Here is a 12,464-nt window from a genome sequence, read left to right on the forward strand (position 1 = left end):
TATCAGACAATCCGCTTCGCCGCCAGCCTCTCCGGCGACGGCCAGCGGACGTCGTGGGCCCAGCCGAGCTTCTCGAAGAGCCGGATGATGGCCGCGCTGATGTCGATCTGGCCCTTCAGCGCGCCGTGCCTGGCGCAGGTCGGGTCGGAGTGGTGCAGGTTGTGCCAGGACTCGCCGAAGGACGGGATGGCCAGCCACCAGACGTTGCGCGACTTGTCGCGGACCTGGAACTCCTCCTCGCCGAACACGTGGCAGATCGAGTTGATCGACCAGGTGACGTGGTGCAGCAGGCCGATGCGGACCAGCGTGCCCCAGAAGAAGGCGGTCAGCGCGCCCTGCCAGGACCAGGTGACCAGGCCGCCGATGACGGCGGGCAGCACGATCGAGGTGAGGGCCAGCGCGCCGAACCACCGGTGCAGCCTCATCACGTCCGGGTCCTTGACCAGGTCGGGGGCGTACTTCTCGCGGTTGGTGCGCTCGGCGTCGAACAGCCAGCCCATGTGGGCGTAGAGCAGGCCCTTGGACATCGACCTGAAGCCGGGCCCGAAGCGCCAGGGGGAGTGCGGGTCGCCCTCCTTGTCGGAGAACTTGTGGTGCTTGCGGTGCGTCGCCACCCAGTCGAGCACGGACATCTCCAGCGAGAGGCTGCCGGCGACGCCCAGAGCGATCTTGAGCGGCCGCTTGGCCTTGAAGGAGCCGTGCGTGAAGTAGCGGTGCAGCCCGACGGTCACGCCGAGCCCGGAGACCACGTAGAAGACGCCGGCGATGGCGATGTCGGTCCAGCCGAGACCCCATCCCCAGGCGAAGGGGACCGCCGCCGCGATCGCGACCAGGGGGAGCCCGACGACGAGCGCGAAGGTCACGAGTTCGGCTCTGGTGCGTGGCTCTGGTTCGAAGTCGGGCTTCGGGCCGGGTGTCGAGCGCTCGGCAAGAACGGTCATGGGCAACCTCTCTGGATCTTTCCGGGACTAATGTCCTTCCTACGTCACCGTAACCTACGCAAACGTAAGTTAGGAAGACCTCAATGTGCCGGACTGCCCCGGCGTGTAGCCGGTATTCGGGGCGCGGACCCGGGCGCGGGGTCGGTATCGTAGGGATGTGTCGGGCGCCTGGCGTCTGACCGGTCCCGGATCGTCTAATCGGCAGGACAAGTGGTTTTGGTCCACTTTGTAGGGGTTCGAATCCTCTTCCGGGAGCTTTACCGCCGCTCCCCCCATAGGGGCGCCACATGGCGGGCAGGTATTCTCACGGTGTCGGGAGGGTGGCGGTGCGGTAGCCGCGCCTTTGCCCTGATCAATCAATCCACAGGGAGCCTCAGTCCGTGAGTGTGCCGCGCCCGGCAGCAGTCATCGTCCTCGCCGCGGGCGAGGGCACCCGGATGAAGAGCCAGACCCCGAAGGTCCTGCACGAGCTGTGCGGCCGAGCCCTGGTCGACCACATGCTCGCCGCCGCCCGTGACCTCGGCCCCGAGCGGCTCGTCGTCGTCATCGGCCACGCGCTCGAACGCGTCGGCGGCCACCTCGCCCGCACCAGCCCCGACGCCCGCGCCGTCGTCCAGCGCGAGCAGCGCGGCACCGGCCACGCCGTCCGCACCGTCCTGGAGGAGGTCGGCACGATCTCCGGCACGGTCCTGGTCACGTACGGGGACGTCCCGCTGCTCCGCGCCGAGACCATGGCCGAGCTGCTGGAGCGGCACGACTCCGACGGCAACGCGGTCACCGTGCTCACCGCCGAGGTCCCCGACCCGACCGGCTACGGCCGCATCGTGCGCGACGCGGACGGCGCCGTCATGGAGATCGTCGAGGAGAAGGACGCGAGCACGGAGCAGCGCGCGATCAGGGAGATGAACTCCGGCATCTACGCCTTCGACGGCGAGCTGCTGGCCGACGCCGTCAAGCGGGTCTCCACCGACAACGCCCAGGGCGAGGAGTACCTCACCGACGTGCTGGCGATCCTGCGCGGCGACGGCCACCGCGTGGGCGCCTGCACCGTCGCCGACCACACCGAGGTCGAGGGCGTCAACGACCGCGTCCAGCTCGCCTTCGCCCGCAAGGTGCTCAACCGGCGGCTGCTGGAGCGCCACATGCGCGCCGGCGTCACCGTCGTCGACCCCGACACCACCTGGGTCGACGTGGACGTCGTGATCGAGCCCGACGCCGTCATCCACCCCGGCACCCAGCTCCACGGCCGCACCGTCGTCGAGGCCGGCGCCGAGGTCGGCCCCGCGACCACGCTGACCGCCACCCGCGTCGGCGCCGGGGCCGTCGTGCGCAACGCCGTCGCCGACCAGGCCGAGATCGGCCCGGAGGCCAGCGTCGGCCCCTACTGCTACCTGCGCCCCGGCACGGTCCTCGGCCGCAGGTCCAAGGCCGGCACCTTCGTCGAGATGAAGAACTCCAAGGTCGGCGAGGGGTCCAAGGTGCCACACCTGACCTACGCCGGCGACGCCGACATCGGCGACGGCGCCAACATCGGCGCGGCCGTGGTCTTCGTCAACTACGACGGCGTCGAGAAACACCGCACCACGGTCGGCGACGGCGCCTTCGTGGGATGCGACACCATGCTCGTCGCCCCGGTGACGATCGGCGACGGCGCCTACACGGCGGCCGGCTCGGTCATCGACGGCGACGTGCCACCCGGGGCGATCGGGGTGGCGAGAGCGCGTCAGCGCAACATCGAGAAATGGGTCTTGCGCAGGCGCGCGGGCACGAAGTCGGCAGCGGCCGCCGAGCGGGCGCTGGCCGAGCAGCAACAGCGGGAGAATGGCTCATGACCAGCATCAAGCAGCCCGGAGAGAAGAACCTCATGCTCTTCTCCGGGCGAGCGCACCCGGCGCTGGCCGAGGAGATCGCCGAACACGTCGGCGTCTCCCTCACCCCCACCAAACTGACCGACTTCGCCAACGGCGAGATCTACGCCCGCTACCTCGAATCCGTACGAGGCTGCGACGCCTTCGTGATCCAGGCTCACACCGAGCCGATCAACCAGTGGATCATGGAGCAGCTCATCATGGTCGACGCGCTCAAGCGGGCCTCCGCCAAGCGCATCACCGTGGTCATGCCGTTCTTCGGCTACGCCAGGCAGGACAAGAAGGGCCGCGGCCGCGAGCCCATCACCGCCCGGCTGATGGCCGACCTGTTCAAGACCGCCGGCGCCGACCGGCTCATGTCGATCGACCTGCACACCTCGCAGATACAGGGCTTCTTCGACGGCCCGGTCGACCACCTGTTCGCCATGCCGGTGCTGGAGAGCCACCTGAAGAACCGGCTCGACCTGGCCAACACCACCGTGGTCTCGCCCGACACCGGCCGGGTGCGGCTCTCGGAGCGCTGGGCCGACACGCTCGGCACCCCGCTGGCCTTCATCCACAAGCGCCGCGACCTCGACGTGGCCAACTCGGTGAAGGTCAACGAGGTCGTCGGCAAGGTGCGCGGCCGCACCTGCGTGCTGATCGACGACATGATCGACACCGCCGGCACCATCTGCAAGGCCTCCGACGCCCTCTACGAGCAGGGCGCCACCAACGTGATCGTCGCCGCGACCCACGCGGTCTTCTCCGACCCCGCGGTCGACCGGCTGAAGAACTCCCGCATCTCCGAGGTCATCGTCACCAACACACTGCCCCTGCCGCAGGAGAAGCAGTTCGACAAGCTGACCGTCCTGTCGATCGCGCCGCTCATCGCCCGCGCCATCACCGAGATCTTCACCGACGGCTCGGTGACCAGCCTGTTCGAGGGCGACTCCTAGCCACCGGCGGCGGGCCCGGCAGCCGACGCTGACGGAGCCCGCCGCGCGACGCTATAGACTGACCAGGTTGCGCTCGTAACGCCTTCCGCTAGGGCGGGTGAGGGGGAGCGCAGTAATCCGATCGCTGCATCCCTAGGAGATGTCGTGTCTGAAGTCCGTATCGCCGCCGAGCCGCGCACCGTGTTCGGCAAGGGCGCCGCCCGCAAGATCCGCCGTGACAACAAGGTGCCCGCCGTCCTCTACGGGCACGGCATCGAGCCCAAGCACCTCACGCTGCCCGGCCACGAGGTCCTCCTCGCGCTGCGCACCGCCAACGTGCTGATCCGCCTGGAGGGCGACGGCGTCAACGAGCTGGCGCTGCCCAAGGGCGTCCAGCGCGACCCGATCAAGGGCTTCGTCGAGCACGTCGACCTGCTCCTGGTCAAGCGCGGCGAGAAGGTCACCGTCGAGATCCCGGTCAACACGGTCGGCGTCGTCAACCCCGAGGGCCTGCTCGACCTGCAGTTCACCACGCTGTCGGTCGAGGCCGAGGCCACCAACATCCCGACCGGCGTCGAGGTCGACGTCGAGGGCATGGAGGTTGGCGCCTCCATCACCGCCGCCCAGATCCAGCTCCCGGAGGGCGCCTCGCTCAAGGAGGCCGACCCGGAGACCGTGATCGTCCAGGTGATCGCCAAGCCGACCGAGGCCCCGGCCGAGGAAGAGGGCCCCGTGGTCGAGGAAGCGGCGACCGCCGAGGCCGCCGCCGAGTGACGTCCGGTGACGGGGCAGCGGGCCGTGCGCCCGCTGCCCCGTCCCGTTCTGAGAGGAACACATGGACCGCTGGCTGATCGTCGGGCTCGGCAACCCCGGTCCCGGCTACGCGGGCAACAGGCACAACGCGGGCTTCATGGTGCTCGACGAGCTGGCCGCCCGGGCGGGCGGGCGGTTCAAGGCGCACAAGAGCCGGGCCGAGGCGCTGGAGACGCGGGCCGCCGTCCTGGCCAAGCCGCTGACGTACATGAACCTTTCCGGCGGGCCGGTCAAGGCGCTCGCCGACTTCTACAAGATCGGGCCCGACCGGCTCATCGTGGTGCACGACGAGCTCGACGTGCCGTACGGCGCGCTCCGCGCCAAGCTGGGCGGCGGCGACAACGGCCACAACGGGCTCAAGTCCATCACCAAGAGCCTCGGCACCCGCGACTACCTGCGGGTCCGGTTCGGCATCGGGCGCCCGCCCGGCCGTATGGACCCCGCCGCCTTCGTGCTGAAGGACTTCGCCACCGCCGAGCGCAAGGACCTGCCCTTCCTCGTCGACCGGGCGGCCGACGTGGCCGAGTCGCTGATGGAACGCGGGCTCGAAGCCACCCAGAACGACTTCCACCGGTCAGATCTCAAGATTTCCGGCCCTCCTCGCTGATCCCCGCATAGAGACGTTCGCGGGCGGCGCCCCTCACCCACCGCTACGATCTGGTGACTGTGTGTCAACTATCGGTCACGGGGAGGGCGCGTGCGTGAGGGATCTCGTGGCGAAGGGCTGGCCGTCGTCGAAGCCGGCCCTTCCCTCGCCTGGCCTGCGGGGCCCAGGCGGCCCACCTGGGTGCGCGGCTACCAGATCCGCGCCATGGCCGCCGACCTGCTCGCCGCCTGCCTCGCCGCCACCGCCGCCTTCTGCTGCAGGTTCGGCGACGTCACCGCCTACGCGCTGCCGTACCTCCTGCTCAGCGCGGTGCTGCCGGCGGTGTGGGTGTGCGCGGTCGCGCTCAACCGGGCGTACGAGCCGCGCATGATCGGCATCGGCTCCGAGGAGTTCCAGAGAATCGTGCGGTGCGGCGTCGGGCTCACCGCGGCTCTCGCCGTCGGCTCGTACCTCACCAAGGCCGACGTCGCCCGCGGCTACGTGGTGCTCGCGCTGCCGCTGGTCACCCTGCTGACGCTCGGGTTCCGGTACGCGCTGCGCCGGAGTCTGCACCGGCGCAGGGCCGGAGGCGCCTGCATGCGCAGGGTCCTGGCCGTGGGCCACGGGCCGTCGATCGACGAGCTGGTGCGGCTGTTCCGGCTGGAGCGCCACCACGGGCTCGACGTGGTGGCGGCCTGCCTGCCCGACGGCGCGTCGCCCGGCGGCGTGACCCAGGTGCCCGTGGCCGGCCACTTCAGCGACGTGCCGCTCGTCGTCGACCAGGTGCAGGCCGACACCGTGGCCGTGCTCGCCTGCCCCGAGATGGACGGCGTGGCGCTGCGCCGGCTGGCCTGGCGGCTGGAGGCGACCCACACCGAGCTGGTGGTGGCCCCGGCGCTGATGGACGTCGCCGGGCCGCGCACCACGATCAGGCCCGCGGCCGGGCTGCCGCTGCTGCACGTCGAGCACCCCCAACTGGCCGGCGCCCGCCAGCTCGTCAAGAACGTGTTCGACCGCCTGGTGGCCGCCTCGCTGCTGGTGCTGCTTTCCCCGCTGCTGGCCGGGCTGGCGATCGCGGTGCGCGCGACCAGCCCGGGGCGGGCGCTGTTCCGCCAGACGCGGGTGGGGCGCGACGGCCGGCTCTTCACCATCCTGAAGTTCCGCACCATGCGGCGCGGGTCGGAGCGGCAGAAGCTCACGCTGGTCAGCGACGGCGACGGCCCGCTGTTCAAGGTCCGCCACGACCCCCGGGTGACCCCGCTCGGCGTCTACCTGCGCCGCTACTCGCTCGACGAGCTGCCCCAGCTCATCAACGTGCTGCTCGGCCACATGTCGCTGGTCGGGCCGCGTCCGCCGCTGCCCGAGGAGGTGGCGCGCTACGGTGACGACGTGCGCAGGAGGCTGCTCGTCCGCCCGGGGCTGACCGGGCTCTGGCAGGTGAAGGGCCGGTCCGACCTGTCCTGGGAGGAATCCGTCCGACTGGACCTGCGTTACGTGGAGAACTGGTCGCTCACGCTCGATCTCCAGATCCTGTGGAAGACTTGGTCGGCCGTCGCACGTGGGCAAGGAGCATATTGATGACGAATCGCGACGACCACACCGTCGCAGCCGATCTGGCGACCGAGGCGGGAGCTCTCCTGCTGGCGGTCCGCGAGCGCGAGGGGTTCGGTGACCCCGGCGCGCTGCGCGCGAAGGGCGACAGGGCCGCCCACGAGTTCCTGATGGAGGCGCTGGCCCGGCTCAGGCCCGACGACAGCGTCCTGTCGGAGGAGGCCACCCGTGAGGAGCGGCTCGACCCGCGCAGGCTGAGCGCCGACCGGGTGTGGATCGTCGACCCGCTCGACGGCACCCGCGAGTTCTCCGAGGAGGGCCGCGCCGACTGGGCCGTGCACGTCGCGCTGTGGGAACGGGGCCGGCTGGCGGCCGGCGCCGTCGCCCTGCCCGCCCAGGGCCGCACGCTGACCACGGCCGAGCCGCCCAAGCTGCCCGCCGCCCCCGAGGGCCGCTTCCGCATCGCGGTGAGCCGCACCCGCCCGCCGGAGTTCGTGCGGCGGCTGGCCGACCGCGTCGGCGCCGACCTGGTGCCCATCGGATCGGCGGGCGCGAAGATCTCCGCCGTGCTGACCGGAGAGGTCGAGGCCTACGTGCACGCCGGGGGCCAGTACGAGTGGGACTCCGCCGCGCCGGTGGCCGTCGCGCTCGCCGCCGGGGCGCACGCCAGCCGCATCGACGGCACGCCCCCGGTCTATAACCAAGCCGACCCCTCACTACCCGATATCCTGGTTTCCCTACCCGACTTGGCGCGATCACTGCTCGCCGGGATCCGGGACCTGCACCGCTGAACCGCCGGAGGAAGACCCTCATGCTCCAGCGCGACTACACGACGTCGCAGCTCGACGTACTCGAAGCCGAGGCCATGCACATCATGCGCGAGGTGGCGGCCGAATTCGAGCGACCCTGTCTGCTCTTCTCCGGCGGTAAAGACTCGATCGTCATGCTACGCATCGCCGAGAAGGCGTTCTGGCCCGCGCCCATCCCGTTCCCGCTGATGCACGTCGACACGGGCCACAACTTCGAGGAAGTGATCGAGTTCCGCGACCGGCGGGCCGCCGAGCTCGGCGCCCGCCTCGTCGTGGCGAGCGTCCAGGACGCCATCGACAGCGGGCGGGTCACCGAGGACACCGGCAGGCGGGCCTCCCGCAACCGGATCCAGACCGTCCCCCTGCTCGACGCCATCGAGGAGCACGAGTTCGACGCCGTCTTCGGCGGCGCCCGGCGCGACGAGGAGAAGGCCAGGGCCAAGGAGCGGGTGTTCTCCTTCCGCGACGACTTCGGCCAGTGGGACCCGAAGAGCCAGCGCCCCGAGCTGTGGAACCTCTACAACGCCCGCATCCGCAGGGGCGAGCACATCCGGGTCTTCCCGCTGTCCAACTGGACCGAGCTCGACGTCTGGGACTACATCCGGCGTGAGGGCATCGAGATCCCCTCCATCTACTTCGCCCACACGCGCAAGGTCTTCGAGCGCGACGGCATGCTGCTGCCCGACAGCGACGTGGTCCAGCGCGGCGACGACGAGCCGCTCTTCGAGGCCGTCGTACGCTACCGCACCGTAGGCGACATGACCTGCACGGGCGCCGTGCAGTCGAAGGCCGCCACGGTCGAGGAGATCATCGAGGAGATCGCGGTCACCCGGATCACCGAGCGCGGGGCCACCAGGGCCGACGACCGCGCCTCGGAGGCCGCCATGGAGGACCGCAAGCGGGAGGGCTACTTCTAATGGACATTCTTCGCTTTGCCACTGCGGGGAGCGTCGACGACGGCAAGTCCACCCTGATCGGGCGGCTCCTGTTCGACTCCAAGGCGATCTTCGAGGACCAGCTCGAAGCCGTCGAGCGCACCTCCCGCGACCGCGGCACCGAATACACCGACCTGTCGCTGCTCACCGACGGCCTGCGCGCCGAGCGGGAGCAGGGCATCACCATCGACGTGGCCTACCGTTACTTCGCGACGCCGCGCCGCAAGTTCATCATCGCCGACACCCCGGGTCACATCCAGTACACCCGCAACATGGTGACCGGCGCCTCCACCGCCGACCTGGCGATCATCCTGATCGACGCCCGCAAGGGCCTGCTGGAGCAGTCGCGCCGCCACGCCTTCCTGGCCTCGCTGCTGCGGGTGCCCCACCTGGTCCTCGCGGTCAACAAGATGGACCTCGTCGGCTACTCCGAGGACCGCTTCGAGGAGATCCGCGAGGAGTTCACCGCCTTCGCCTCGAAGCTCAACGTGGGCGACCTGACGTTCATCCCCATCTCGGCGCTGCACGGCGACAACGTGGTGTCCCGCTCCGAGAACATGCCCTGGTACCAGGGCTCCTCGCTGCTCCACCACCTGGAGAACGTGCACATCGCCTCCGACCGCAACCTGGTCGACGTGCGCTTCCCGGTGCAGTACGTGATCCGTCCGCAGAAGGCCACCGACCACGCCTTCCACGACTACCGCGGCTACGCCGGCCAGGTGGCCGGCGGCGTGCTCAAGCCCGGTGACGAGGTCGTCCACCTGCCGTCCGGGCTCACCACCCGGATCGCCGCCATCGACACCTTCGACGGGCCGGTGGAGGAGGCGTTCCCGCCCATGTCGGTGACGCTGCGCTTCGAGGACGACCTCGACATCTCGCGCGGCGACATGATCGCCCGGCCCAACAACCAGCCACAGGTCGCCCAGGACCTGGAGGCGATGATCTGCTGGATGGGCGACGGGGCGAAGCTGGCGCCGCGCTCCAAGTTCGCCATCAAGCACACCACCCGCACCGCCCGCGCGCTGGTGCGCGACCTGCAGTACCGCCTCGACGTCAACACGCTCCACCGTGACGAGGAGGCCACCTCGCTGGGTCTCAACGAGATCGGCCGCGTCACGCTGCGGGTCACCCAGCCGCTGTTCGTCGACGACTACGGGCGCAACCGCCTCACCGGCGGCTTCATCCTGATCGACGAGTCCACCAACGGCACGGTCGGCGCCGGCATGATCATCGACTCCCGCTGACCTTCACGTCGCGCCGACACGGCGGCCCGGGCCTTCCGCCGAAGGCCCGGGCTTTCTGTCGCGGTGGGTAGATCCTTTTTACGTTTCGCGATCGCACAATTACTCTCCGCGCTAGAGTCTCCACGTTCCGTGTCCGCGAGGTGGAGCTCCGTCCGTGACCCCACGTGTGATCTTCCTGGGCGGCCTCGGCCGCAGTGGCACCACCCTGCTCGAACGCCTGCTCGGCGAGCTGCCCGGGGTGGCGCCGCTCGGTGAGGTGGTGCACCTGTGGGAGCGGGGTGTGCTGGCCGGTGAGCCGTGCGGATGCGGGAGGGCGTTCCCGGCCTGCCCGTTCTGGCGGCAGGTGGGGGAGAAGGCCTTCGGGGGGTGGACTCCCGGGCTGGCCGGGCGGGTGATGGCGCTGCGCCGCCGGGTCGACCGCACGCGCCGGCTCGGCCGCGCCCACGCCGACCTCCCCGAGTACGTCCGGGCCTACCGCCTGCTCTACGAGGCCGCGGCCGGCGTCGCGGGAGCCGGTCTGGTGGTCGACTCCAGCAAGCATGCCTCGCTCGCGTACTGCCTGCTCGAAGGCGGGCTGGACCCGCACATCGTCCAGGTCGTGCGCGAGCCGCGCGCCGTCGCCCACTCCTGGGGCAGGACTGTCGAGCGCCCGGAGAACGGCAGGCCGATGACCCGCTGGGGTCCCGTGCGCACCGCCGTCCACTGGACGGCCCAGAACCTCGCCCTGGAGCTGCTCGCCCGCCGTGGCGCCCGCGTCACCCGGGTCCGCTACGAGGACCTGGTGGCGGCGCCCGGCGACACGCTCGGGGCGCTGGCCGGCGAGTTGGGGCTGCCGCCGTCCCGGCTGCCCTTCCTGCACGGCACCACCGCCCACCTGACCACCGCCCACACGGCGTCCGGCAACCCGATGCGGTTCGGGGCGGGGCCGATCGAGCTCTCCCGCGACGACACCTGGCGCCACGGGCTGCCGCGCCGCCGCCAGAGCCTGGTCGCCGCCCTCACCTGGCCGCTCAGAGCCCGCTACGGGTACGGGAGCGCGACATGACCCGGCAGACCGGTTCTTCGAGGGGTCCGTCGGTCGGTGTCGTGATCTGCACCCGGGGCGACCGGAGTGAGTGGTTGCGGGAGGCCGTCCGGGGGGTGCTGGCGCAGGACTACGCGGGGACGTGCGACGTGGTGGTGGTCGCGGACGGGGTCGACGTCCGCGTGGTCGACGACCAGGTGGCGGGGCTGCCGGTGCGCGTCCTGCCCAACCGGCTCAGCCCCGGGCTGCCCGGGGCGCGCAACACCGGGATCGCCGCGTGCGGCAGCGACCTGGTCGCCTTCTGCGACGACGACGACGTGTGGCTGCCGGGCAAGCTGACCGCCCAGGTGGCGGCGATGGACGCCGGGGCGTGGTTCGCGAGCTGCGGGATCGAGGTCGAGTACGGCGGCCGGGTGGTGCCCAGGCAGGCCGGGACCGAGACGGTGACGGCGGCCGACCTGGTGAGGTCGCGGATGGTGATGGTGCACTCCTCGACGTTCCTCTTCCGGCGCGGGGTGATCTGGGTGGACGAGAGCGCGCCCGGCGGCCAGAACGAGGACTGGGACCTCGCCCTGCGCGCCGCCAAGAGCCGCCCGATCGCCTGCGCCGACCGGCCGCTGGTCCGCGTCCGCTGGGGCGGCTCCCACTACGCCTCCCGCTGGTCCGACCGGATCGCCGGGCTGGAGTGGATGCTGGCCCGCCATCCCGAGCTGACCGGCGACTCCCGCGGCGCCGCTCGCGTCTACGGCCAGCTCGCCTTCGCCCACGCCGCGCTGCGCCGCCGCCGCGCCGCCGCCCGCTGGGCCGCCCGCACCTGGGCCGCCCGCCCCGCCGAACCCCGCGCCCTGCTGGCTCTGGCCGTCGCCGCCGGTCTCCTGCCTGCCTCTGCGGTCCTCTCCCTTCTTCACCGGCGAGGACGTGGCATTTGACCGCCCAGACCCGGTCCCGTACGCAGGAGACCCTGAAGACCCGTGCCCACGGAGCGGCGCCGCCTCGTGCGCCGAGGGTGGTCGTGGGCGGGGTGGGGATCGACCCCGTCGGCGAGGACGAGGTCGTGGCGTGGGTGGCCGGCGAGCTGGCGGCGGGGCGCGGAGGGCGGATCGTGACGCCCAACGTGGACATCTGCCGGGCCGTGCGACGGGATCCGGGGCTCGCCGAGCTCGTGGCGGGGGCCGACGTGGTGGTGGCCGACGGGATGCCGCTGGTGTGGGCGGCCCGGCTGCGCGGGACGCCGCTGCCGGGGCGGGTGACGGGAGCGGATCTGATCTGGTCGTTGAGCGCGATGGCGGCGCGCGCCGGCTGGCCGGTCTACCTGCTGGGCGGGCCGCCGGGAGTGGCCGAGGCGGCGGCCGGGGAACTGGCGCGGCGCTGTCCCGGCCTGGAGGTGCGCGGGGTGGACGCGCCGCCGTACGGGTTCGACCGGACGGCGGAGGGACGGGAGCGGGTGCGGCGGAAGGTCGTGGCGGCGCGGCCGGCGATCGTGTTCGCCGGCTTCGGGTTCCCCCGGCAGGACCTGCTCATCGCCGAGCTGCGGCGCGACCTGCCCGAGGCGTGGTTCCTGGGGTGCGGGGCGGCCATCGGGTTCGCGGCCGGGACGGTGTCGCGCGCGCCCGCCTGGATGCGCCGCCGAGGGCTGGAGTGGCTGCACCGGCTCATGACCGAGCCCCGGCGGCTGGCCAGGCGCTACCTGGTGGACGACCTGCCCTTCGCCGCGCGCCTGCTCGCCACGAGCGCGCTGCGCCGCTGCCTGCCGCGCGGACGGCGCGCGTAGCGGCC

12 protein-coding genes and 1 tRNA gene are annotated in these 12,464 nt (G+C 71.5%); 12 read left to right on the forward strand and 1 reads right to left on the reverse strand.

The window, feature by feature from the left end; all coding sequences use genetic code 11:
• Positions 1 to 2: 2 nt before the first annotated feature.
• Complete coding sequence (locus tag ACZ6YG_RS24320; protein ID WP_148029106.1) at positions 3 to 941, reverse strand: acyl-CoA desaturase; 939 nt, start codon at positions 939 to 941, stop codon at positions 3 to 5.
• 183 nt (positions 942 to 1,124) lie between these two features.
• On the opposite strand from ACZ6YG_RS24320, the gene ACZ6YG_RS24325 reads away from it, so the two are divergent.
• The 12 genes from ACZ6YG_RS24325 to ACZ6YG_RS24380 all read left to right on the forward strand — a co-directional run bounded on the left by ACZ6YG_RS24325 (position 1,125) and on the right by ACZ6YG_RS24380 (position 12,459).
• A tRNA-Gln gene (locus ACZ6YG_RS24325) sits at positions 1,125 to 1,196 on the forward strand.
• Positions 1,197 to 1,321: 125 nt separating this feature from the next.
• Complete coding sequence (gene glmU, locus ACZ6YG_RS24330) at positions 1,322 to 2,773, forward strand: bifunctional UDP-N-acetylglucosamine diphosphorylase/glucosamine-1-phosphate N-acetyltransferase GlmU (protein ID WP_466019296.1); 1,452 nt, start codon at positions 1,322 to 1,324, stop codon at positions 2,771 to 2,773.
• The gene (locus tag ACZ6YG_RS24335) at positions 2,770 to 3,747 is read left to right on the forward strand and encodes a ribose-phosphate diphosphokinase (protein WP_148029108.1); all 978 of its coding nucleotides are present in this window, start codon (positions 2,770 to 2,772) and stop codon (positions 3,745 to 3,747) included. The genes glmU and ACZ6YG_RS24335 overlap by 4 nt, the downstream gene beginning before the upstream one ends.
• Positions 3,748 to 3,891: 144 nt before the next feature.
• The gene (locus ACZ6YG_RS24340; protein ID WP_148029109.1) at positions 3,892 to 4,500 is read left to right on the forward strand and encodes a 50S ribosomal protein L25/general stress protein Ctc; all 609 of its coding nucleotides are present in this window, start codon (positions 3,892 to 3,894) and stop codon (positions 4,498 to 4,500) included.
• A 61-nt stretch (positions 4,501 to 4,561) separates the two neighbouring features.
• Positions 4,562 to 5,146, forward strand: coding sequence for an aminoacyl-tRNA hydrolase (gene pth / locus ACZ6YG_RS24345; protein ID WP_148029110.1), 585 nt, complete (start codon positions 4,562 to 4,564; stop codon positions 5,144 to 5,146).
• 204 nt (positions 5,147 to 5,350) lie between these two features.
• Complete coding sequence (locus tag ACZ6YG_RS24350) at positions 5,351 to 6,703, forward strand: sugar transferase (RefSeq protein ID WP_148034255.1); 1,353 nt, start codon at positions 5,351 to 5,353, stop codon at positions 6,701 to 6,703.
• Positions 6,703 to 7,467, forward strand: coding sequence for a 3'(2'),5'-bisphosphate nucleotidase CysQ (locus ACZ6YG_RS24355; protein ID WP_397199218.1), 765 nt, complete (start codon positions 6,703 to 6,705; stop codon positions 7,465 to 7,467). Before ACZ6YG_RS24350 ends, ACZ6YG_RS24355 begins: the two co-directional genes overlap by 1 nt.
• Positions 7,468 to 7,487: 20 nt before the next feature.
• On the forward strand, positions 7,488 to 8,402 hold the full coding sequence (cysD, locus tag ACZ6YG_RS24360) for a sulfate adenylyltransferase subunit CysD (protein WP_148029112.1): 915 nt from the start codon (positions 7,488 to 7,490) through the stop codon (positions 8,400 to 8,402).
• The gene (cysN, locus tag ACZ6YG_RS24365) at positions 8,402 to 9,664 is read left to right on the forward strand and encodes a sulfate adenylyltransferase subunit CysN (protein ID WP_148029113.1); all 1,263 of its coding nucleotides are present in this window, start codon (positions 8,402 to 8,404) and stop codon (positions 9,662 to 9,664) included. Before cysD ends, cysN begins: the two co-directional genes overlap by 1 nt.
• Before the next feature lie 154 nt (positions 9,665 to 9,818).
• Positions 9,819 to 10,709, forward strand: coding sequence for a sulfotransferase (locus ACZ6YG_RS24370; RefSeq protein ID WP_466019297.1), 891 nt, complete (start codon positions 9,819 to 9,821; stop codon positions 10,707 to 10,709).
• Positions 10,706 to 11,617: a glycosyltransferase family 2 protein gene (locus ACZ6YG_RS24375; RefSeq protein ID WP_466019298.1), complete on the forward strand. Its 912-nt coding sequence runs from the start codon at positions 10,706 to 10,708 to the stop codon at positions 11,615 to 11,617. The genes ACZ6YG_RS24370 and ACZ6YG_RS24375 overlap by 4 nt, the downstream gene beginning before the upstream one ends.
• Positions 11,614 to 12,459: a WecB/TagA/CpsF family glycosyltransferase gene (locus ACZ6YG_RS24380; protein WP_466019299.1), complete on the forward strand. Its 846-nt coding sequence runs from the start codon at positions 11,614 to 11,616 to the stop codon at positions 12,457 to 12,459. The genes ACZ6YG_RS24375 and ACZ6YG_RS24380 overlap by 4 nt, the downstream gene beginning before the upstream one ends.
• The last annotated feature ends 5 nt before the right edge of the window (positions 12,460 to 12,464 follow it).

The sequence above is a fragment of the Nonomuraea sp. NPDC054003 genome (assembly GCF_055585125.1).

What these genes read in the sequence shown, in the direction of transcription:
- ACZ6YG_RS24375 (WP_466019298.1), top strand. Translation starts at nt 10,706, where the DNA reads ATGACCCGGCAGACCGGTTCTTCGAGGGGTCCGTCGGTCGGTGTCGTG.
- ACZ6YG_RS24335 (WP_148029108.1), top strand. Translation starts at nt 2,770, where the DNA reads ATGACCAGCATCAAGCAGCCCGGAGAGAAGAACCTCATGCTCTTCTCC.
- pth (WP_148029110.1), top strand. Translation starts at nt 4,562, where the DNA reads ATGGACCGCTGGCTGATCGTCGGGCTCGGCAACCCCGGTCCCGGCTAC.
- cysD (WP_148029112.1), top strand. Translation starts at nt 7,488, where the DNA reads ATGCTCCAGCGCGACTACACGACGTCGCAGCTCGACGTACTCGAAGCC.
- ACZ6YG_RS24355 (WP_397199218.1), top strand. Translation starts at nt 6,703, where the DNA reads ATGACGAATCGCGACGACCACACCGTCGCAGCCGATCTGGCGACCGAG.
- ACZ6YG_RS24320 (WP_148029106.1), bottom strand. Translation starts at nt 941, where the DNA reads ATGACCGTTCTTGCCGAGCGCTCGACACCCGGCCCGAAGCCCGACTTC.
- ACZ6YG_RS24350 (WP_148034255.1), top strand. Translation starts at nt 5,351, where the DNA reads ATGGCCGCCGACCTGCTCGCCGCCTGCCTCGCCGCCACCGCCGCCTTC.
- cysN (WP_148029113.1), top strand. Translation starts at nt 8,402, where the DNA reads ATGGACATTCTTCGCTTTGCCACTGCGGGGAGCGTCGACGACGGCAAG.